At 36.2% G+C, this 21,316-nt stretch carries 17 protein-coding genes; 3 read left to right on the forward strand and 14 right to left on the reverse strand.

Annotation, left to right across the window (positions count from 1 at the left end; all coding sequences use genetic code 11):
• Positions 1 to 16 precede the first annotated feature (16 nt).
• The 5 genes from ACFSFW_RS05815 to ACFSFW_RS05835 all read right to left on the reverse strand — a co-directional run bounded on the left by ACFSFW_RS05815 (position 17) and on the right by ACFSFW_RS05835 (position 7,853).
• Positions 17 to 2,035, reverse strand: a complete 2,019-nt coding sequence (locus ACFSFW_RS05815) for a DUF4179 domain-containing protein (protein WP_304214186.1) — start codon at positions 2,033 to 2,035, stop codon at positions 17 to 19.
• A gap of 118 nt (positions 2,036 to 2,153) precedes the next feature.
• Positions 2,154 to 2,600 (reverse strand): YndM family protein, encoded by a 447-nt coding sequence (locus tag ACFSFW_RS05820; RefSeq protein WP_304214188.1) that lies wholly within the window; start codon positions 2,598 to 2,600, stop codon positions 2,154 to 2,156.
• A 93-nt stretch (positions 2,601 to 2,693) separates the two neighbouring features.
• A complete protein-coding gene (locus ACFSFW_RS05825) occupies positions 2,694 to 4,490 on the reverse strand; it encodes an ABC transporter ATP-binding protein (protein WP_388035980.1) in 1,797 nt (598 codons plus the stop codon).
• Positions 4,474 to 6,213, reverse strand: a complete 1,740-nt coding sequence (locus tag ACFSFW_RS05830; RefSeq protein WP_304214190.1) for an ABC transporter ATP-binding protein — start codon at positions 6,211 to 6,213, stop codon at positions 4,474 to 4,476. Before ACFSFW_RS05830 ends, ACFSFW_RS05825 begins: the two co-directional genes overlap by 17 nt.
• Before the next feature lie 308 nt (positions 6,214 to 6,521).
• Positions 6,522 to 7,853 carry an MDR family MFS transporter gene (locus ACFSFW_RS05835; protein ID WP_304214191.1) on the reverse strand — a complete coding sequence of 444 codons (1,332 nt, stop codon included), beginning with the start codon at positions 7,851 to 7,853 and terminating at the stop codon, positions 6,522 to 6,524.
• A gap of 128 nt (positions 7,854 to 7,981) precedes the next feature.
• Between ACFSFW_RS05835 and corA the strand changes: the two genes are divergently transcribed.
• The gene (gene corA / locus ACFSFW_RS05840; RefSeq protein WP_304214192.1) at positions 7,982 to 8,932 is read left to right on the forward strand and encodes a magnesium/cobalt transporter CorA; all 951 of its coding nucleotides are present in this window, start codon (positions 7,982 to 7,984) and stop codon (positions 8,930 to 8,932) included.
• Positions 8,933 to 9,013: 81 nt separating this feature from the next.
• Here corA and ACFSFW_RS05845 read toward each other — a convergent pair whose 3' ends face one another.
• Complete coding sequence (locus tag ACFSFW_RS05845) at positions 9,014 to 11,233, reverse strand: glycoside hydrolase family 3 protein (RefSeq protein WP_388035987.1); 2,220 nt, start codon at positions 11,231 to 11,233, stop codon at positions 9,014 to 9,016.
• A gap of 471 nt (positions 11,234 to 11,704) precedes the next feature.
• Here ACFSFW_RS05845 and pepF point away from each other — a divergent pair, with 471 nt between their 5' ends.
• A complete protein-coding gene (gene pepF / locus ACFSFW_RS05850) occupies positions 11,705 to 13,519 on the forward strand; it encodes an oligoendopeptidase F (protein ID WP_304214195.1) in 1,815 nt (604 codons plus the stop codon).
• Positions 13,520 to 13,566: 47 nt separating this feature from the next.
• Here pepF and ACFSFW_RS05855 read toward each other — a convergent pair whose 3' ends face one another.
• The 3 genes from ACFSFW_RS05855 to ACFSFW_RS05865 all read right to left on the reverse strand — a co-directional run bounded on the left by ACFSFW_RS05855 (position 13,567) and on the right by ACFSFW_RS05865 (position 15,271).
• On the reverse strand, positions 13,567 to 14,037 hold the full coding sequence (locus ACFSFW_RS05855; protein ID WP_388035990.1) for an NUDIX hydrolase: 471 nt from the start codon (positions 14,035 to 14,037) through the stop codon (positions 13,567 to 13,569).
• A gap of 73 nt (positions 14,038 to 14,110) precedes the next feature.
• On the reverse strand, positions 14,111 to 14,500 hold the full coding sequence (locus ACFSFW_RS05860) for a VOC family protein (RefSeq protein WP_304214197.1): 390 nt from the start codon (positions 14,498 to 14,500) through the stop codon (positions 14,111 to 14,113).
• A gap of 15 nt (positions 14,501 to 14,515) precedes the next feature.
• Entirely contained in the window at positions 14,516 to 15,271 is a 756-nt protein-coding gene (locus ACFSFW_RS05865; protein ID WP_388035993.1) for a class I SAM-dependent methyltransferase, read from the reverse strand.
• A gap of 150 nt (positions 15,272 to 15,421) precedes the next feature.
• On the opposite strand from ACFSFW_RS05865, the gene ACFSFW_RS05870 reads away from it, so the two are divergent.
• Complete coding sequence (locus ACFSFW_RS05870) at positions 15,422 to 15,862, forward strand: GNAT family N-acetyltransferase (protein ID WP_304214201.1); 441 nt, start codon at positions 15,422 to 15,424, stop codon at positions 15,860 to 15,862.
• 57 nt (positions 15,863 to 15,919) lie between these two features.
• Here ACFSFW_RS05870 and ACFSFW_RS05875 read toward each other — a convergent pair whose 3' ends face one another.
• The 5 genes from ACFSFW_RS05875 to ACFSFW_RS05895 all read right to left on the reverse strand — a co-directional run bounded on the left by ACFSFW_RS05875 (position 15,920) and on the right by ACFSFW_RS05895 (position 21,088).
• On the reverse strand, positions 15,920 to 16,366 hold the full coding sequence (locus ACFSFW_RS05875) for a hypothetical protein (RefSeq protein ID WP_304214203.1): 447 nt from the start codon (positions 16,364 to 16,366) through the stop codon (positions 15,920 to 15,922).
• Between the two features lie 159 nt (positions 16,367 to 16,525).
• Complete coding sequence (locus ACFSFW_RS05880) at positions 16,526 to 18,898, reverse strand: polyprenyl synthetase family protein (RefSeq protein WP_388035998.1); 2,373 nt, start codon at positions 18,896 to 18,898, stop codon at positions 16,526 to 16,528.
• Between the two features lie 86 nt (positions 18,899 to 18,984).
• On the reverse strand, positions 18,985 to 19,461 hold the full coding sequence (locus tag ACFSFW_RS05885; RefSeq protein WP_388036001.1) for a DinB family protein: 477 nt from the start codon (positions 19,459 to 19,461) through the stop codon (positions 18,985 to 18,987).
• 18 nt (positions 19,462 to 19,479) lie between these two features.
• On the reverse strand, positions 19,480 to 20,184 hold the full coding sequence (locus ACFSFW_RS05890; protein ID WP_388036004.1) for a class I SAM-dependent methyltransferase: 705 nt from the start codon (positions 20,182 to 20,184) through the stop codon (positions 19,480 to 19,482).
• A gap of 22 nt (positions 20,185 to 20,206) precedes the next feature.
• Positions 20,207 to 21,088 (reverse strand): aminoglycoside 6-adenylyltransferase, encoded by an 882-nt coding sequence (locus ACFSFW_RS05895; protein WP_388036006.1) that lies wholly within the window; start codon positions 21,086 to 21,088, stop codon positions 20,207 to 20,209.
• Positions 21,089 to 21,316 lie beyond the last annotated feature (228 nt).

Genomic DNA, 21,316 nt, shown 5'->3' on the forward strand with positions numbered 1-21,316 from the left:
GATATCCTGAGCTTTTCTATTTCAATTTAATATTGACCTTATCATCTAGATAAGTAGTTCCCCAATAACCTTGAATTTGCAACCATCCAGGAATATAGTCTTCAGTAGAACTACCACCATAGACTTCAAGTAACACTTCCGTTTGATAATGACGTGGATGCTCTCCCCTATACATATACGCATTTTGGACATACTCATCACGGTTGTATATTTTTCCATTTCGATCAACAAATACACCATCACTATCCATCATCCCGATAGACATAGGTAAATCGTTATTTCTTCCTAGTACATCAAACCGAAGTGATTCAAAACTTCTACCTTCATTCATTTCAGCTGTTAGTTCGATTTTTGTAGGCTCACCAAGTTCAACTTTATTAATTGAAATATTACTTCCTTGATAATCAAAGGTTTGTGGAAATGGTTTGTTCATATCTATTTCTACTTTATAGTAATCATTCTCCGTATAGTACAATGAACTTAATTGAAGACTAACTTCCTTTGGCTTCTCAAAATAAAGCGAATCAAAAGGGGATTGAAAAGTGTTGTATTGCCCATCCCCACCTTGAATTGGAACACTCCATCCAAACATCGCTGGTTTTGCCTTCTTTTTCTTTGTTTGGATTCCTTCAAAAAACAGTTCATTAATATGTTTATCACCTGTAGCTTGCTCAAACCGGTATTGAAGAAGCGTTATCGTTGGAGCTATAATTAACTTCTCTATCTCGATAGGAAACCCATCTACTGTGAATTTTTTATGGACTACATGTTTGAACGATTCTTGTTTTTTAACAGGTATCTCAAAATTCCATTCACCTGGGAAAAACGAACCTTCTCCATAGACATCCATCCATTCAAAGTTTTCAGCATCCTTTTCCATCTTTTGCAGTTTTGATAAATTAAGTTTTATCGTTTTTGTTTCGGATGAAACGGGTAAAAAACTTAGTATCCCCTTAAAAACATTTCCTTCACTTTCGAGAGGTTGAACCGGTAAAGGGTTGATGGGAATGGCCTGTTGATCGAAAGTTTGCATTTCCTCTTCTACGAATACACCATTCCAAAAATTAATTCCATATTGTTCACTATTTTCAAGATTTTCAACTTCATAATAAATTAACGTTTGAAAATCATCGGCGATGGCGCTTTTTATCGTAACCTTAATTCCATTGTTTTCTTGAACAAGATTAAGTGGCTCCGCTAAACCACTTTTTAAATAAGCTAATAGTTGCTCATCCTCTTCATCACGCAAGTCAAGCCATGAGTAATACATATAAGCAAATCCATTGGTCACATAACCTATTAAGAGTAGTAGAATGAGTGAAGATGCAATTCCAATACTTATTTTGGATCGTTTCTGTTTCTTCTTCCTTTTAAATTCTTCAATTTCAATTAATCTTGTCTTCACCTCATCAAAAAACTGTGCAGGAACTTCAATCGCATCAGCCTCATCGATTAGTGAATGAATTGTAGCTTGGAACGCTGCTAGACTGTTTTGACAGCTTTCACAGCTGTGTAAATGAATTTCAAATTCTATTTTAGAAGGACGGTCTAAAGTTCGGCTTAGATAATCAATGTATTTTTCTTGATAATGGCCTTCTTCTTCTCCACTCAAAATCTGGATACCTTTATGTAAATGTGCTTTTACTGTTTCGACAGGAATTTCTAGAATGTCGGCTGCCTGATTATGGGTAAGGCCAAGAACATATGTTAAAGCGAGAGCATCTTTGTTAATTTCATCAAGCATCTCTAGGACACCCTCAACTGATACTAGCGTATTTCTATGCTTACATTCTTGAATAAATAGGGAAGTAACCCAATTTTCAAAGGGAGCCTTCTTTTTTTTCTTATGTATTTCCGCCTGCACCTTTTCCATCACATTGTAAAAAATCTCTTGGATGTCTTCCGTTTTTCTTATATATACAGAGGCAAGCTTGTACAAGCTTGTTTTTCTTTGTTCAAACCAATCGATGATTGAATCCATGTTTTTTTGTTGCAACTTCTTTATTAAAAGAGGGTCTGTTTCCGTTTTGATCACAATTTATGTCGCTCCCTTACCTTTCCTTCTCTCACTATTTCAACATAAATCGTGCGAATCCTCTTTTCTAGAACAATAAAAAAGACTAAATCAGTTTTGATTTAGCCATAAAATACATTTATTTCTTTTTTATATCCTTTGTTTCTTCATCATATTCTTCAGCAAACTCAGTTTGAAAATTTGGTCTAAATTGCGTTCTATTTTCTACTTGTGGCTCTCCTTCAAGTACCTTATTCTGCATATAAGCATGGAACAGGACTTCGCTGAGAGCAATTGCACCTGCCGCAACAAGAGAAGCTGTGATTAACCCTGATGTATTATCCATAAACATGTAGCTCAATATCCAAATTGCAAAGAAAGATAAGCCGAAATCCGCAATAGTAGCAACGGTATTACCCGCTCTCGGTAGCGTAAATAAATCTCCAACAACGTATGCTAGCCCCGTGACAATTATACTCATGAGTAGTATCTCTCCAAAGGAAGCACCTCTAAATATTCCAAAAAGGGACAAAAGTACAATTGATATCACGATAAACTTGATTCCTAACGCCTTAAAGTGCCTCATGATTTAACATCACCCTTAATTCTTATTTAGGTTTATTTTTTGATGATCCCCTATAGAATATAAAAGGTAATTTTTGGTCAGTGAAAATGTGATTCAGATAACCTGATTCTCTAATTGACTATGATATAGGTTGTGATAATACCCTTTTTGTTGTAAAAGAGATAGATGATCTCCTTTTTCGATGATTTCACCGTCTTTTAACACAATAATTTGGTCTGCTTTTTCAATCGTATTTAAGCGGTGGGCAATGATGAAGCTTGTCTTCCCCTTCATTAATCTCTGTAGTGCTTCTTGAATTTTCATTTCTGTTTCAGTATCAATGCTACTTGTCGCTTCATCTAGGATAAGAATAGAAGGACTTGCAAGAATTGCTCTTGCGATCGAAAGTAGCTGCTTCTGTCCTTGACTAATGCCACTACCATCTTGGCTTAGAATCGTGTTATATAGTTTTGGAAGTTTCATGATAAACGAGTGTGCATTTGCCAATTTTGCAGCTTCGATCACCTCTTCGTCTGTTGCATCTAATTTTCCATAACGAATATTTTCCATGATAGAGGCTTGGAACAGATAAACATCCTGAAGAACAAAGCCCATATTTTGACGAAGGCTTTCCCTTGTCATAGAGGAGGTATTCACTCCATCAATCCTTATCGAACCTTCGTTCGGTTCGTAAAATCTCGATAATAAATTAATGATTGTTGTTTTCCCAGCACCGGTCGGGCCGACAAAAGCAACCGATTCTCCTGCCATTACTTCAAATGATACATCTTTAATTGTATTGCCACCCTTGTCATAAGCGAAAGAGACATGGTTGAATTCGACATTTCCATTAACTACATCCATTTTTTTCGCATAGGTCTCGTCCTTAGCCTCTACTTCTTCATCTAAAATATCAAATACACGTTCAGCACCTGCAATAGCTGATAGCAATGTATTGAATTGATTGGCTAAGTCATTCAGTGGGCGGGTAAATTGTCTCGAATACTCTGCAAAAATGACAATCGTTCCAATGGTGATATGTCCATTTAAAGCAAGGATCCCACCAATCCCGGCAATGATTGCAAAGCTTAGGTTATTTAATACGTTCATAAGTTTCGGGATAAAACCAGAATAAGCTTGAGCAAAATAGCCTGCTTTCTTTAGTTTTTCACCCTTTTCTAAGAATTCATTGATTACTTTTTCTTCTTGTGAAAAGGTCTTTACAATTCTTTGACCAGAAATCGTCTCTTCGATATAACCGTTCAGTTCCCCTAAATATCGCTGCTGTTCCTTAAATAGCTTCCCTGTTCGTTTTGTAATCCACTTAATCCCGATAAACATGATAGGGATGATCATCATCGTAATCAAAGTTAACAGGGGGCTTAGCCAGACCATTATCGCTACAGTACCAACCAATGTAAGTAGACTTGAAAAGATTTGAATGACAGACGTATTCAACGTCGAACTTACATTTTCAATGTCATTTGTAATTCGGCTCATCAGTTCCCCATGTTGGCGTTTATCAAAAAAGTGAATCGGTAACCGATGTAATTGCTCGAAAAGCTCAGTTCTCATAGAAAAGACTGTATTTTGAGCGATCCCTACCATCCAATAGTTTTGATACCACAGGGAAATGGAATGAAGAATATACACAATTCCTAAACTAAGAAGTAAAATGAGGATTCCATAATTGTCTTTTGTTACGATATATTCGTCAATTCCTCTTCCTAACAAGTACGGCCCTAGGAGACCAAGCCCTGAACTCACTACTACCATAGCTAGGACCGCAATTAATAACTTATGATTGACCGCCAAATAGGACCAAATTCTTTTGACAGTTCCAATTCTGTCCTTAGCCTGTTGTGGCTTACTCCCATCATTTTGTTTAGGTCGATTAATTCGCGTTGACATGAGTTTGTCCCCCCTTTCCAAACTGTGTTTCATAGACCTTTTGATAAAAGGTTGAGGTTTGAAAAAGCTCTTCATGGTTTCCGGTAGCAAGTAATTTTCCGTCTTCAAGCAGTAAAATCGTATCAGTTGCCATGGCTGTGTAAATCTTGGATGTAATGATCAATGTTGTACAGGTATATTCTTTTAATGCCGTTAATAATTGGGCTTCTGTTCTTAAATCTAATGCACTTGTACTATCATCTAATAGCAGAATTTTAGGGCTACGAACAAGTGCTCTTGCTATTGAAATCCGCTGTTTTTGGCCTCCCGATAGGTTAACCCCTTTTTGACCAATGATGGTATCGTATTGTAATGGAAGCTTTTCAATGGTTTCGTGAATTTGGGCTACCTTTGATGCTTCTATGATTTCTTCCATCGTCGCATCTTGTTTACCCCAGCGGATGTTCTCCTTGATTGTTCCAGTGAACAACAATGCCTCTTGAGGAACATAGCCAATTTGTTTTCTCAATTCATCAAGTTTTCGATTCTTCACATCTATCCCATCAATCACCACACTTCCATGAATAACATCGTATAATCGTGGAATTAACTGAAATAAGGATGTCTTACCTGAACCGGTTGCCCCAAGGATTGAGACTGTTTCCCCTGGCTTTATTAAGAAAGAAATATCCTGTAATACCTTTACGTTTGTTCCAGGATACTTGAAATCAACATGAGAAAATTCAATGCTACCTTCCGGGTTTTTAATACTTTTGACATTCTTTGTTGACTCTATTAAGTCAACCTCAGTATCAAATACATCAATGACACGTTCTGATGAAGCTTTTGCCCGTGAAAAATGCATGATAATCCATGAAAAAACACCAAGTGCACCCGTAATCCTTGTCGTATAATTGATTACCGCAACAACTTCCCCTACTTGAACATTTCCATTACTCACATCAATACTCCCAAACCATAGAATCGCAATGATGCTAGCGTTCATCAAAAGTAAAAGTACTGGCATTGTCAATTCGATAAGGCGAAGCGATTTTATCGTTTTCTCCTTTAAGTCTTCATTGGCATGTAAAAAACGGGAGGTTTCATGCTTCCATCGTACAAATGCTTTGATAAGTCGCATTCCCGATAGATTTTCCCTCATCACTCCATTGACGGTATCTAGCTTCTGTTGAACAGATTGAAAAAGCCTTCTCGCTTTCGTCATGACAAAAATAAGAAATAAAATTAAAAAAGGAGTCGTAATAATGAGCATCATCGCAAGCTTGGCATTAACGATAAAAGCCATAACCATTCCAAAAATGATGAGCATCGGTGCCCGAATAGCGATGCGCAGACTCATAAATACAGTATTTTGTAACTGGGTGACATCATTGGTCATTCTCGTAATTAATGTTGCTGTATCAAATTTTTGAAGATTTGCAAAGGAGAAGGATTGAATTTTCCCGAACAATTCTTTCCGAATGTCAAAAGCAAAACTTTGACTGGCATGTGAAGCAAAAAAGGAATTTATAATACCTGATATAAAAGCAAGTAGCGAGATTCCGACCATAATTCCTCCCCACTTCATCACAACAGAAAGATCATTTTGTAAGATACCATCATCGATCACTTTTGCGATTAAAAGCGGTTGCAAGAGTTCCACCGTGAGTTCCACAAAAGTCAAAACAAGAGCAATCGAAATGGCTAGTCGATAGGGTTTCAAATAAGATAGTATTCTAAACATAAGAGCCTCCAAAATATGTACCAGAACAATTATTTCAATTTCCGAATTATTTTAATCATACAATATAATCCATTATTATTATAGAAAAAAAACACCAAAAGCATCCGCCTTTGATGTTTTACTTTATTCAGTAGTAGTCAATATTAATAAGTAGGTTAAAATAAAAACTAGTAATCCATTGAAGTGAGAGTTCAAACAACGGCTGAATAAAATTAAAGCCTCCGGCGGATGCCACGATTTTTCAAATGAATCTTTTCGAGCAAGCTCGAAAAAAATCGGGCGCAAATACGCCAATGCGTATTTGATCATTAGTTTTGTAGTTTGTGAGAATATAATTTTTGGCTGACAAAAAAGCTGATAGCAGTTGCAAGAGTGACTGTAATTAACATATATAGAATCAAATGATGCATTCCCTTTCCTACATCAACTTGACTTGTAATAAGCATTCCCATGATACTTGCTCCAAATGTGGTTCCAATGTTTCTTGCAAAGAATTGAAGACTTGTTGACATTCCCTTTTGATGAGCTTCTGCCAATTCCTGTGATCCAATTGTACCAATCGTAACGACTATACCGAATGCAAAACCTTGAATGGTTAAAATCGTAAAGATATACCAGAAACTTGTGTCTTTATTCATAAAAAGCGCAAGAACTGCTGATAGTATGAGAAGGCCGTTCCCTAAAAAGATTGTTTTTCGATATCCATATTTTAAGATGAGGTTTCCTGAAGGAACAGATGCAAGCATCCAGGCAACACTCATTCCGAATAGAACAAGTCCACTAACAGTTATTGAAATCCCTTGAACTTCCTGCATAAACAATGGTACATAGTTAGAAAACGCAAAAATACTTAAAAAGATTAAAAAACCATTAATATTTAACCAAGAAATATTCTTATTCTTCAATATTTCAATTGGGATGAATCGTTTATCAGATTTTTTCTCGGCGTATAAAAATGCAATTAAAAAGAGGATCCCAATTATATTGTAGATTACAAGATTTTCAGTTGTAATGGTGTTCATTAAAAACGCAAGCATACTTCCAGTAAAAAGAAGTGCGCTAAGATAATTAAGTGGGTTTTTATCCTTAGTAATGCTTTCTTTGTAAGGAATTAAACATAAAAGTACAATGATTCCAATTGGAATATTAATAAAAAATATCCACCGCCATGAAAGTGTCTCAACGAAATAGCCCCCGACAAGCGGTGCAATGACAGCAGCAACTCCCCACATGGCTGAGAAGAACCCCTGAATTTTTCCGCGTTTTTCGATCGAATAAAGGTCACCGGCAATAATCATGGTTAATGGTGATACTCCACCAGCCCCCAAGCCCTGGATTCCACGGTATACGATTAGTTCTACCATCGAGTCTGCTAATCCACAAAGTAATGAACCGATTGTAAATAGAATGATAGAAATACTAAAAATTTTTTTCCTACCATAAATATCGGCAAGTTTCCCGAATATTGGTAAGGAAACAGTAGAAAATAAAACATATATGGCAAACATCCACCCATAAAACTTATATCCACCTAGTGTTTCTGCAATCGTAGGGGCAGTTGTCTGGAGGATTGTTGTATCCATAGCACTGATAAGCATCGCAAGTACAATACTTACTAACACAAATGGTCTAGATTTCATTATTGTCTTCCCCTTTTTAGCTTTGAATTACTCCATTATACTACAGGAATTGGAAATAATAAGCTATATGATATTTTTATAAAAATACTTTACGTACATGATTTTATTAATAAAAATGAGGTTATTTAATGATTCGCATTCTTGCAATTAGTCATCAAAACGAACGTCTAACTGATATCCCGATTACAGAAATAAAAAACACAGATTGTAAATGGTATTGGATTGATTTTAACCGTCCGACTGAAATAGAAATTGAGGAATTATCTAAAACACTTCAATTTCACCCACTGGCTATTGAAGACTGCATCCATGTGTTGCAACGACCTAAATTAGATTTTTACGAAAAAAATACGTTCTTTGTTTCACACAGTCTTCATCGATTTACACTGGAAAAAGAAGAAATCAATATGTTTCTAGGTGAAGGATATATAGTGACCTTTCATTTATCAGAATTAGGTGAAATAAATGATGTGTGGAATCGATTAATGGTTACTGAAACGATTGAGAACTGGGACCCCTCTCTCGTGTTGTATCACATCATTGATAAGCTGGTTGATAATTATTTTCCAGTTGTGTACCAACTGGAAGATACCTTAAATGAAATTGAAGACAATTCTAATGAAAAATCGATGGAAGAGCTACTTGATGAACTTTTTGATACGCGTCATAATTTACTTACCTTAAGGCATACGGTGATACCAATGCGGGATTTGGTTTATCGAATCGTTAACTCACATCGCCTTGACCTATTGCAGCATCGAATTGAATATTTTCATGATATCCATGATCACCTTTTACGTCTAACGGAAAAAATAGATGCGAGCCGGGAGCTTACTGCGGATATTCGCGATAGCTATTTGTCGCTAAATTCGCATCAAACCAATAAAGTGATGCGCATCTTAACTGTTATAACGACAATCTTTATGCCACTAACGTTTATTGCCGGCATCTATGGAATGAATTTTAGTCATATGCCTGAACTTACATATAGATATGGGTATTTCGTAATTCAAGCAATTATGATTGTAATTGGAATTGGTATGTTTGTGTGGTTTAAGAAAAAAGGTTGGTTTCGGTGAGGTTTAGGTACGGTTGTTTGTCGGATAAGGGAGATAGTATTTGAGCCGACCAAACATAAAATTTGGCCGGCTCTCTTTTAATTATTTCTTTTTACCATTATTAGATTTCTCTTGTTCGTAAGATAGTCCAAATCCGTATTCGTATTTGACACCCGCTTTTGTTTTATAAGTGAAGTGCTTATATTCTTCAGGTGCAAAGCTTGGAACATCTCCTACTTCTCGCTCTACTGCTTTCGCGCTAGCTGGTATAGCGAATGGAAGTTTACCAACCGGATTGAATTCTCCAGTGATTACGTCAAATACTGCTTCTTGTTGTGTACCAAAAGTACCAATAAATGCAGCTGCTTTTGGTTCAAGCTTATTGATTAGCCATTGGTTCGTAAAGTTTACAGCAGTGATAGTTGGAACCGCTTTTTGGATCTCAACAATTCGGTCTATATCAGATATTCCAGTTTCTGGACCAACCGTAATTCGTGGGTTATTATCCCAGTTTGATTGAGTTGGTTTCACATATACATATGCATGTGTTGCTTCCTTTACACTATCAACTATTTCAATGTTAGGGAATTTTTCGTTAAGTGTATGCTTTAAATCTGCAGTAAATCCTTCAGATTGTTTTTTAGATTCCTCAATTACATACTGTTCAGGATTATCATTACTTCTAGGTGCTGCAACTCCAACAAATCCTTCAACATAAAGCTTAACATTTTCTAATTTCTCTTCTGATAACGGCAATAGTTTTTCACCTTTCACCTTATCATTACGCATTAGAACAACTGATTTTTGATGTGCTTCATAAGCTAAAGCTCTGTGTTCTTCATCGTTGGCCAAAGCAATCGCTTCTTCAGGATTTACATAAGGATCTTCAAACAGTCCCAATGTCATCATTTCAGAAAGAGTATAAGTTAATGATTCGTCTACTTTTTCAATGTCTAGAAGGCCATTGTTAACTGCCTCGATTAAGTACTCTGGTGTTGCACTACCTGAGATAATGTTGGTACCAGCATTTACAGCTTTTGCAACTTTTTCTGCTGCTGTTTTATCATTGTATCCCCATGCACTACCTGCAACTGCACCTGAGTCAGAGTTAACATAACCTTTGAAACCAAGTCCTTCACGTAAGTAACGAATTATCCCTTCATTTAATGTCATACCCACTTCTTCAAATTGCTGATCCTCTTGATTTACATATGGTGGTAACCCCTGGTCAGAACTATCATTACTTGGATATGCATAATAAGGCATTACAGATGAAACTCCTGCTTCAATCGCTCTTTGGAACGGAGGAATGTGATACTTTTCCATACTTCCCTCTGTCGGATAAATGTTAAAGCTACCGTTTTCAAAGTGAGGATCTTGTCCATCATCACGAGCTCCGCCACCAGGGAAATGTTTTACTGTGATCGCTACACTGTCTTTTCCTAGTTCTTCACCTTGGAATCCTCTAATAATTTCATAGTTCATATCTCCAACAACTTTTGGATCTTCCCCGAATGTTTCTTCAATTCTTGCCCATAGTGGATCAGTTGCAACATCGGCCATATATCCATACACTTTACGAATACCTGCTGCTCTCCATTCTTGACGGGCAATATCGGCGAATTCACCAACAGCTTCTACATCTCTCGCTGCGGCTAAACCTAATGTTCCAGGCCAGAATGTGTGTTGATCTTGAGCATTGGTGATATTTGTATAATCCGTTGATGCAGAGTTTCTAGGATTTGAAGTGATAACAACTGGAATACCTAACTCAAGATCTTCTGCTAATCTTTGCATTTGGTTATTATAATTTGCAATATCTCCTAAGTTTTGAGACAAACGATAAATAACATGGCGCAATTTTTTATCAGTAACAATTTTACTGTTTTCAGGTGTTACAAAAGTTCCATCTGCTGGATCTGCTTCTGGAGTATGTGTAGCGATATACATCAATCCAGCCTTTTGCTCAAGACTCATTTGACTAATTAAATCAGCCACACGTTCTGATACTGGCTTTCTCCAGTCTTCGTAGACATCTAAGCTTTGATCTCCATTTGCATCTCTAAAATACTTATCGCTAATTTTTAGTATTCTATCTTGAGTTGCTACTTCAATTTCTGGTTGACCTTCAGCTTTTTCAACTTTATAGGTTGTGATTGCACCTCTTCCGTCATACGGAGTAGCTTCTCCCTCATTACCTGTGTACCCCTGCTCATCTGCAAAACCAATTGTAGGCGCTACAAGTGAGAGTGCAAGTGTACTTGCTAAAAGTTTCTTCCTTAATTTTGAAGACTTTCTGATTTGCCTTGATACTGATGCCATTTTTCTTCCTCCCTAATAAATGTAAGTTTTCACATAAAAATAGTGTGATTTATAGAAAAATACAACCCACCCAAATCGTTTTTTGTGCGGTTTGTATTTATTCTCTAGCTCATTTCCTGCTTGATCGAATTGTTAATAGAAGGAATGATTTTGTAACCTCATTTAGTTAACGCTTTCAGAATACGCTTCCATTTTTGTGAAAAAAATAATTAATTAGACTACTAAACAAATTAATTACTAATATATTACCATTCTAATAAGTTCATCGTCATGAGTCTTAGTTACTTATTTGCCACGGGACTTTAGGTGGTAATTATTTCTAGTAGGTATAGTAAAAATGTATGAGCTTTGACTAAATAATCAGATGTATTTTAATTTTTTATAAAAACTTTATGAAAATACTATTTAATCCCCCCTCATTTCAGATATAATAATACTTAGAGTGCCGAAATAATTTTAGGGGGTAAATTTATGACAAAGGTTAAAGAAAAACTATTAACTCGTGCTGAGGTCCCTGTTGAACAAACTTGGAAACTGGAAGATTTGTTTCAATCAGTTGAAGCATGGGAACAAGAACTAGCTTCAATTGAGTCTGATGTATCAACTGTCACAAAATTTAAAGGGCAACTAGGAAATGATGCAAAAACATTCTTAGATTGTTTACTTGCAAAAGAAGAACTTCAAAAGCGTATGGTTTTACTAGGTACATATGCGAGTCTACGATTCAATGAGGATGCGACCAACCCTGAGAATCAAGGAAATGCAGCAAGAGTTTCGTCTATTTTTTCAGCAATTGGTGCAGCTCTATCATTTATTGAGTCTGAAACACTTGCATTACCGGATGGAACAATTGAACAATACATAAAAGAAGAAAAAGAATTAGAAGTATTTCAGAATAACTTAAACGTCATTTTGGAAAAAAAGCCACATACCCTTTCGCCTGAAACGGAAGAAGCGCTAGCTGCTCTTGGTGAGGTTCATGATGCACCATATATGATTTATCAACGAAGCAAAGCGTCTGATATGACATTCCCTTCATTTAATGATGAGGAAGGCAATGAACTACCCCTTTCCTTTGCTTTATTCGAAGATCGCTACGAGCTTTCTGAAAATCCGACAATTAGACGAAATGCATTCAATACTTTTTCTGAGACATTGAAAAAGTACCAAAATACGTTTGCGGCTGCCTATGGTACAGAAGTAAAAAAACAAGTGGCATTATCAAAATTACGTAACTATGAATCTGTTACTCATATGCTCTTGGATCCACAACAGGTTACTCTTGATATGTACAATAATCAATTAGATATAATTCAAACTGAACTTGCTCCACATATGAGAAAATTTGCGAAACTGAAACAACGCGTTCTCGGCATAGACAACATGCATTTTAGTGATTTAAAAGCACCAATGGATCCTGATTTCAATCCAAAAACAACCTATGAAGAAGCTTCAAAAACCATTCTTGAGGCTTTACAAGTGATGGGTCCTGAATATAGTGCAATCATGGAAAAAGGTCTTACTGAGCGTTGGGTTGACCTCCCTGCTAACGTTGGAAAATCAACAGGTGCCTTCTGTTCTAGTCCATATGGTGCACATCCTTACATTTTAATTACTTGGACGGATACAATGCGTGGTGCCTTTATTTTAGCTCACGAACTTGGTCATGCGGGTCATTTTTACTATGCAAATGAACATCAACGAGTTGGCAATACTCGCCCATCCACTTACTTTATCGAAGCACCATCAACTATGAATGAGTTGCTTTTAGCTGAACATCTATTATCGAAAACAGATGATAAGAGAATGAAGCGTTGGGTGATTCTTCAATTGCTAGGAACTTACTATCATAACTTTGTGACTCATTTACTTGAGGGTGAATATCAACGTCGAGTTTATGCACTAGCTGAAGCGGGTAAACCAATTACAGCCCCTGCCTTAAGTGGTATTAAAGGTGAAGTTTTAAAATCATTCTGGGGAGATGCGGTTGAAATTGATGATGCAGCAAGCTTAACATGGATGCGTCAGCCACATTATTACATGGGACTATATCCATATACGTACTCTGCTGGATTAACTGCTTCTACTGCTGTAGCCCAGTTAATCAAAGAAGAAGGTCAACCTGTAGTTGATCGTTGGATTGAAGTATTAAAAGCTGGTGGTACAATGAAGCCACTAGAATTAATGAAATATGCTGGTGTTGATATGTCTCAACCAGATGCAATCCGCAAAGCAGTTGCTTATGTTGGGGAATTAGTTGCAGAATTAGAAGGACTTTACGAATAATAGTGAAATGCCCAGATAAATTCTGGGCATTTTTTTATTATCCTTTATTAATACGAACTCTCCAATTTCCACAATCGTTCCCCTATTTCCTCAATCAATGCCTTCGCTCGTTTTTCAATATTGTTTGGAAGGGTGTCTTTGGTAAAAAACTCTAGATTTATACTTTCTCCATCGTTCATTTCTAGATTACCGCTAACGTTTATAGCATGAAATAAGTTAATTACACTGTAAGTTTCATCCCCATTTGGATAACGAAAATAATATCGGGGGCCAGAAAAGACACCAATTAAACTGAAATTATTTGCTATTAGTCCTGTTTCTTCTTTTAGTTCACGGATTGCAACTTCTTCAATTGTTTCCCCAAGTTCCATAGAACCACCCGGTAATCCCCAATCCAATGTGTCCGATCGATGCTGAAAAAGAAGCTCTCCTTTATCATTAATTACAAGAATTGTAGCTCCTACTGTTATGATAGGTTGAGTACCGATAAATTTTCTTAATCTAGAAACATAGCCCATATATGTACTCCTCATCATTTTGTATTTATACTTTGAAAAATTGACGAAATGCCTCTCTATTTATATTTTTTTGTTAACACATACAAGCCATGATGACGTTTCCATCTGGGTCTTTGAAATTAAACCAGGCAAAGTTCTCTCCCACTCTTTCAATTTCCCTTACGATTTCGATATCATGTGATTTTATAAAATCATAAGCAACGTCAATGTCGTCAACTAGAAAATTAAAGATCGGGTTTGGCGATGGTTTGTGGATGAAAGCAGGGTCAAAGGCATGGTCATCTAAGGTTAAACCCGTTCTTCCATTAATCGGAATGTTATAAACCGGTGATTGAACACTTTTAAGATCTGGTTCAAATCCTAATATCTTGCTGTACCATTCAACTGATATTGTTAAATCTGTAACGTGAATGAACACCCCACCCATTGTGTTTTTAATTGGAGTTTGGTCCGTTTTATTCATTTTTTACACATCCTTTTATAGTTTACGAGCTTTTATGATCATCGTTGTTGGAAATTTTCGTGCTTTGTATAACGAATAATAGCGATCTGAAACCTCATCCTCAATTGAAGTTAGTGACGATGGAGTATCACTTTCTATAACCTGCTCTATTGTAAAACCTGCTTTTATTAATTCATTTATATATGTGCTCATTTTTCTTGTTGGAATAACCATCGGTGCATTTTCACCTTTAAAGTTATTGTATGTAACTGTTCCTTCATTCTGATATGAGCCGTCTAGATAAATACGGCCATCTTCACTTTTTAAATGAGGATATAATGGATGATCCCAACTAAATAGGAAATAACCGCCAAATAGCAAATAGTCATAGATTAATTTAAAAGTTGCTGATAAATCTGTCGACCAACCAATTGCATAAATAGAATAAACTAAGTCAAAATATTCCTTTGGTATGCCAACATCCTTCTCCATTGGAGCACAATATAAGTGTGGATTCAAACCTTTTAGTGTTTCATTCGCAGTTGCTATTTGAGATACTGACAAATCTACTCCCCATATTTCACTTGCTCCTTTATCTGACATATATTTTAATGAATGCCCACTTCCGCAACCAATATCAAGCACTCTCCTAAGTGATATATTCTCAAGTAGTCCCAGTTCATCCTCTGTTTGTGTAAATGGACCATAACTAGGAAGAGCATCTTTTCCATTAAAATGATGTGCTACAATGTCCCAGCTCTTTTTATTGTTTATCAGAATGTCATTTGTCATAACCTTTACCTCCTCTAAAACATACATTCTATAAAAAATGGAAATATCCTTTTCTTCACACACCAAAAAATTTACAAAATTTTGAAGGGGATTGTCTAATAGAAAAGAATTAATAGTTATCAAAAGTTTTTAATAAGCGGAGGAAAAAACATGCTAGAAGTGATAAAAATTGAACCTGAAATGACTTACGAATTAAGACATAGCATCTTACGGCCTCATCAGCCAATGGAAGCGTGCATGTATGAATCAGATTATCAAAAAGGCAGTTTCCATATTGGGGCATTTTTTGAGGGTGAATTAATAAGCATTGCATCCTTTTGTGCTATGGTGAACCAAGATTTTTCAAGTGCAAAGCAATATCGTCTTAGGGCAATGGCCACAGTTGAGGAGTTTCGAAAGCTAGGTGCAGGACGAGAAGTAGTAAATTATGCAGAAAGTATTTTAAAAGAAAACGAAACTGAACTTCTATGGTGTATGGGAAGAACGAATGTTCAGGGATATTATGAGAGGTTAGGTTTTACGTCGCATGGAGCAGTTTTTGATTATCCACCGATCGGACCGCATATCGTAATGGTAAAGAAGTTATTTTAACTAAAAAGAGGAGAGTAGAGAATCAATAGTTTTTCCTCTACTCTCCTCCATTCTAAGTTAAAAACACGTAAATGATTGGATTTGTCTTAAGCTGATTCCAAAGTATAACCATCTATAGCCATTCCATCTATACCCTGATACGGATCTTCTGCCAACAAATGTTGGGTAGAACCAGAATTGCCCAGGCCCTCGTAGCCATACATAGGTATATCTAAATAGACATCCTCTGATGCTACCTGGATCGACTGCAAATGCTTGAGCTTGTTGAGATTGCGTTGGAACAAACGATGGTGGTGGTGCAGTTGGTGGTCCTCCTCCCTGTCCTTGGCCGGGTGTACCAAATGGTGGCCCACCTCCAGGTCCTTGGCTTGGTGGTCCAAATGGTGGTCCCATCGAACCTCCGCCAAATGGCGGGAAGAATGATCCCATCTGTCTTTCATATTCGTAGTAATTATCTAAATCATTGTGGTATGGTGGTAGACCGTTTGGGTCGTAATAATACATATTTTTATACACTCCTTATTCATAGGCTACTAGCATCCTATTCCATAGGCTTACGCCTTTCAACTTGTACCTCTAAAATGTGCTATTTACCTAGAATTTTAGGAATTAAAAAACACCTGTCTCTGATACGTATATAGTATCCGAAGGCAGGCTTACGTGTTAGTGGTCTCTATGTACAAAATAATTTAATATTTGTTTTAAGAAACTAGTTTTTAGTTGAATATCTTGTAAAACTTCCAGCGCCTTACAGTAATGTTCCCACATTTCTTTTTTAGCACCCTCTAAACCAAGGATGGTGACAAAAGTTGATTGATTGTTAATGGCGTCCTTTCCAACCATTTTACCAAGTAATACGGTTGCTCCTTCAACATCTAGTAAATCATCTTTTATTTGAAAGGCTATACCAGCATGATATGCAAACTTTTTTAAAGCTTCGATTTCTCTTTCGTTCACTTTCGAGAGTATGGAAGGCATGATGAGAGCTGCCTCAAATCCTTTACCTGTTTTTAAATGACACATAAGATTTAATTCTTCAAGAGATAATTGTTTGCCCTTGGAATTTAAATCCATCACTTGCCCTTTGCACATATCTTCCGTACTTTGTGTCGAGTATTGAATTAACTTGAGTACCACTTCAGCATCAAACTGAGTAAGGGATGCTTGCTCGAAGGTTGCCCTTTGAGTCAGAAAGAGACCAGTTAATTCCGCAATGGCGGTATTATACACTTGATGGACCGTTTCCTGTCCTCTTCTAAAGGATGCATTATCCTGTGATGGAAGATCATCATAGATTAAAGATGCCGTATGCATATATTCTAATGACTTCAGCAATGGAGCAATCGTGCTTTCTTTTAACCCATATTCTTTTACACCCATCATCCAAGTTACGATCGGTCTCAGCCTTTTTCCGCCTCCATCTAGACTATAATTTGCAGCGTTTATTACTGGTGAAACATCATTGTTATGGTGGTGGATGTATAAAAGGTTATTTATCTTTGGGCGCACTTCTTCAACTAGTTCAGTAAATTCTTCTTTTTCTTTCTGTTCATTTTTTATGTTCGTAACCATGTGATCTCGTAAAAGTTTATCAAAGAAATCGACATCTTCCGCCTTTCGAACCATTTTCTGAACTACATGATTAAAGGCTGGATTACCCGAAGCGAATGTCTCCATTATTTCTTCATACACCTTGTTTCCTACCCGCTTTTTAAATCGTTTCAATCCATTAATTGCACGATTTAAAATGATTTCACAGGCTTTTGGATCAGAATTGTATATGTTATGAATCAGATAAGAAATGACAGTCCAATATAATTCATATGGGTTTACTAAGTCGGTTCGCTTCTTGTGATGTGTTAAATAATACGTATATGGGGTTACAGCACTGTCCTCCATGTCAGAAAACATATCAGAAAAATCATCTGCAAGTTGATTATAAATCCCATAACAGAAAATCCGCTTGTCATGACCTTCATCTTCAGGAGCATTAATTAAAGAACGAACAATCAAACGTGAAGAGGATGATTTAATAATTATTGGTATATATAAATCTTCATTCGTATACGTTGCATTTGAAAGAACTTTATCACGGTCAATTTCTTGTGATTTAAAAAAGACATAGGATTGTTCAAAAAAAGAGTGCAACTTCTCTTCGGGTTGCTGATTCTTAATGTACTGGAAGGCTTCTGAAAGTTCCGATTGAACAAATTCTAGTAAATTCTTATTTTGCCCTGTCCACTTCCCTGGTTCAGGTACAGTTTCAGTAAGTAGTGTTGTACGTATCATATCGGAATATTGACGCTGTTCTTTGTCAGTCAGTATCTGTGCATCCAAAAGGTCATCGATAAATGGATAGGTAAGACCATAGGCAAAGCCAAGTCGAAGGGCAGTATCTAGTTTATTAGTACGAACTTCTGGAGAGAGGTCCTCCTCCATTTCCTCAATCTCATTAATGATGACGCCCGCAATGATTTTGATTAATTTCCTCTGAGCATGGGTTCCGTCCATTCCTTCTGGTATATTCATAGATACAGTCTTTAATTTTTCCAACAACCAAATAATCGTCGATTCAATACCTTCCTTTTGGCCCCATCTGTATAATCCTGCCGTACTAAAAATATCAATTTCTTCATTTTGATCTTTGGATACTGTTTTGAGCAAATGTTCTTTCAAACTAGTAACAACGTTATCAATCCTTGATTGAGTATTAGGCGCTTTAAGGTCTTTTCCCATATCTCTCATAAATATATAGGAAATACTTCTGTCCAGGTATTGATTTAATTTCCCAGTATAATTTAGCCATCTTATATAACTATTATTATCCTTCGTATCCGAAGGTCTTTTCCCCCCTGTCAGAAAGGGAAATGGCGAACGATGAATATGTTGATGCTTCCAAGTTTTGAAGTCTTTTGTTAGTGTTGGAATATAACTTTTGTCATTGACATCTTTGTACAGTATTTGAAAATATTGAGCGGCTTTCTTCTCAGCCTGTTGATAACATCTTTCGGCATTGTTTCTTAATCCAACATTCATTTTTATAGATACCTCAACTTAAGTTCATTACCTTATATTTATGATAATAAGGTGGATTCATAACGTTTAGCATTCCATAATAATAACTAAAAATCCATAGTAGATGTTATCTTTCTGCCAATAAAGTTTGCAGATACAGGACTTTTTCCTAATTCTCTAGCCCATACTGAGAGTTGCCCAATATGGTGTATTTCATGTGCAACGATATGATGTAGGATTTCATCAACTGTATATAGCTCGTTGTCCCATGCGACTTTTATTTTTTCGTCTTTTATTTCTTCCAAACCTGATTTTAAAAAACTATTAAATTCTTTTCGGTATTGGTCAGAAAGGAGCTTAACCTTACCTAGACTGTTATATTCTGTGTACTGAACGATTACATCGTCCATTCCCCGAATTCCCCTTAACCAACTATATTCCACATCAATAATATGAAATAATGTATATAAAATACTACCTACTCCACCTGTGCGCTCCTTTACCAAATCATCAGATGAAAGCTCGTTACACCATTCAAACCATTCATCTCTTACCTGCCAGTTATACTCAAAAAACTTTATCAATGGAAACACCCCGAAACCTTACTGTTTTTGAAATAATGCGGTTAAAAGTCCAGGTACACCAAAAACTTCACTTGGCTGTTCAAATACCTTCATTTCTCTTATTTCAATATCTTTAAACTCTCTAAAAATAGATTTTAATTTTTGATCGGTGTAGCCTAATCCACCTTTTAGACTCCGTAATCGATAAACCTCCCAGTCGGAGATATCGGACCCTCCAAATTCTCCGCCCTCGGTAAAGCAAGTAAGGGCAAAAAAGCCATTTGGTTTTAATGCCTTTTTCACTAAATTTATGTATGATATCCTTCGATGAGGAGCAATATGGTGAAAGCAACCCGAATCATATACAATATCGTAAGTTCCTTCTTCAAACTCATAATCAAAAATATTTTTATGTATGTACTGTATTTGTAAATTACTTTCAGTAGCACGTTCTTCGGCCCACTTAAGCGATTCTTCAGATAAATCGACAGCATCAACGGTACATCCCTTTGCTGCAAAGTACATTGCGTTTCGACCTGGCCCACATCCTAATTCCAAAACTCTGCCTCCAGTGAAGAAATTTCTATCAAAGTATGAAACTAAGTTTTCGTCAGGAGAGTTCACAAAGAAAGGTATGCTTTTTTCTCTGTCAGTATAAAAAGTATCCCAAAAATGGGTTGGCTCACGCAGTAACGAATCTAACATTTTCAATACGTCTTCAAAATCATATATTGTTTCTGACAAAAGGTATTACCCCTTTCCAATTTTAAAAGATTTCTGTTGCATCCGACGGTAAATTTCTCACATGCATCAAATACTCACTCATTTTCCGATCATCCTCAATTGGATATGTAAACGATAGCTTTTCTGCAACTTCTAAGGCTAACGTTCTAAATAAATGGCAAGTGATAAAAATAGAATCCCAAAAGTTCTCATAGTTATGGTCTGAATATGTTTTTTCGTACTGCAGCCAATAGAATTTAGGTAGAAATTTTTTAATATACTTTCCCATCTTCCCAACAGAAACTTGAAAATCAGTATTGCACCCAATCCACCATTCGACCATTTCATCCAAGCGTTGCCTAATAACTACTTCAAACATTTGTTTAGCATAGGGTAACTCGTCTCTCCAAATCCCTTTGGCCACATTTTGTAAACACCACCAAAAATCATTACAACTACTATAAAAAATTGCTTCAGTGGGTGATTTGACTTGATAATCAATATCTGTTGGAGCAGGAATGGATGGTAAGATATTATCTTTATCCAATAAAGGTACTGTCAGTTTATCACTACCATATTCTTCAAGCATTTTTTCTTTTGTTTCAATGTGAAGATCGATTCGATTTCCATCTTTAAAAAGCATTAAATAACCATAAGAACGACTAAAATCTAGATTAGCGCTGCATAATTGGTCATTCCTATCTGGTTCCTGTAACATGAGTAATTCACCAAACATGTTAATCCAGTTCTCATCTTCTATAAAAGATTGAGTATTCGTAACTACGTATACAATATCGTAATCTTGAAAAATATCTTTAGGAACATTTGAATTAGTCCGTGAACCATTCATGTAAACAGCCCGAATTCGTTCGTCTCCTTTTGCAATATTCAGGATTAGGTCCATCATCACTTGTTCGTTTCTCATGAAATAACTCCTTGAAATATACTATTGATAATACTTATTTCGATTTTCACCATAAAATTACCTGCATGGAACCAAATAAAAAATGCACCATCACAGCTATTACTACAAAGTCGAAGGAAAGATAAAAAATATGAAGAAACCTGAGTCTATTCTAGACTCAGGTCAGACTGTAGACAAACTCGAAAAATTTCGAGTTTGCCTACAGTCTTTTTTAATTTACAATATTTA

The sequence above is a fragment of the Ferdinandcohnia salidurans genome (genome assembly GCF_042680725.1).
GTDB lineage: Bacteria > Bacillota > Bacilli > Bacillales > Bacillaceae_L > Ferdinandcohnia > Ferdinandcohnia salidurans.

Excerpts from the sequence above, each read along its gene's own strand:
- ACFSFW_RS05830 (WP_304214190.1), bottom strand. The coding sequence starts at position 6,213 with ATGTTTAGAATACTATCTTATTTGAAACCCTATCGACTAGCCATTTCG.
- ACFSFW_RS05820 (WP_304214188.1), bottom strand. The coding sequence starts at position 2,600 with ATGAGGCACTTTAAGGCGTTAGGAATCAAGTTTATCGTGATATCAATT.
- pepF (WP_304214195.1), top strand. The coding sequence starts at position 11,705 with ATGACAAAGGTTAAAGAAAAACTATTAACTCGTGCTGAGGTCCCTGTT.
- ACFSFW_RS05825 (WP_388035980.1), bottom strand. The coding sequence starts at position 4,490 with ATGTCAACGCGAATTAATCGACCTAAACAAAATGATGGGAGTAAGCCA.
- ACFSFW_RS05855 (WP_388035990.1), bottom strand. The coding sequence starts at position 14,037 with ATGGGCTATGTTTCTAGATTAAGAAAATTTATCGGTACTCAACCTATC.
- ACFSFW_RS05865 (WP_388035993.1), bottom strand. The coding sequence starts at position 15,271 with ATGACAAATGACATTCTGATAAACAATAAAAAGAGCTGGGACATTGTA.
- ACFSFW_RS05870 (WP_304214201.1), top strand. The coding sequence starts at position 15,422 with ATGCTAGAAGTGATAAAAATTGAACCTGAAATGACTTACGAATTAAGA.
- ACFSFW_RS05860 (WP_304214197.1), bottom strand. The coding sequence starts at position 14,500 with ATGAATAAAACGGACCAAACTCCAATTAAAAACACAATGGGTGGGGTG.
- ACFSFW_RS05895 (WP_388036006.1), bottom strand. The coding sequence starts at position 21,088 with ATGAGAAACGAACAAGTGATGATGGACCTAATCCTGAATATTGCAAAA.
- ACFSFW_RS05880 (WP_388035998.1), bottom strand. The coding sequence starts at position 18,898 with ATGAATGTTGGATTAAGAAACAATGCCGAAAGATGTTATCAACAGGCT.
- ACFSFW_RS05875 (WP_304214203.1), bottom strand. The coding sequence starts at position 16,366 with ATGTATTATTACGACCCAAACGGTCTACCACCATACCACAATGATTTA.
- corA (WP_304214192.1), top strand. The coding sequence starts at position 7,982 with ATGATTCGCATTCTTGCAATTAGTCATCAAAACGAACGTCTAACTGAT.
- ACFSFW_RS05835 (WP_304214191.1), bottom strand. The coding sequence starts at position 7,853 with ATGAAATCTAGACCATTTGTGTTAGTAAGTATTGTACTTGCGATGCTT.
- ACFSFW_RS05845 (WP_388035987.1), bottom strand. The coding sequence starts at position 11,233 with ATGGCATCAGTATCAAGGCAAATCAGAAAGTCTTCAAAATTAAGGAAG.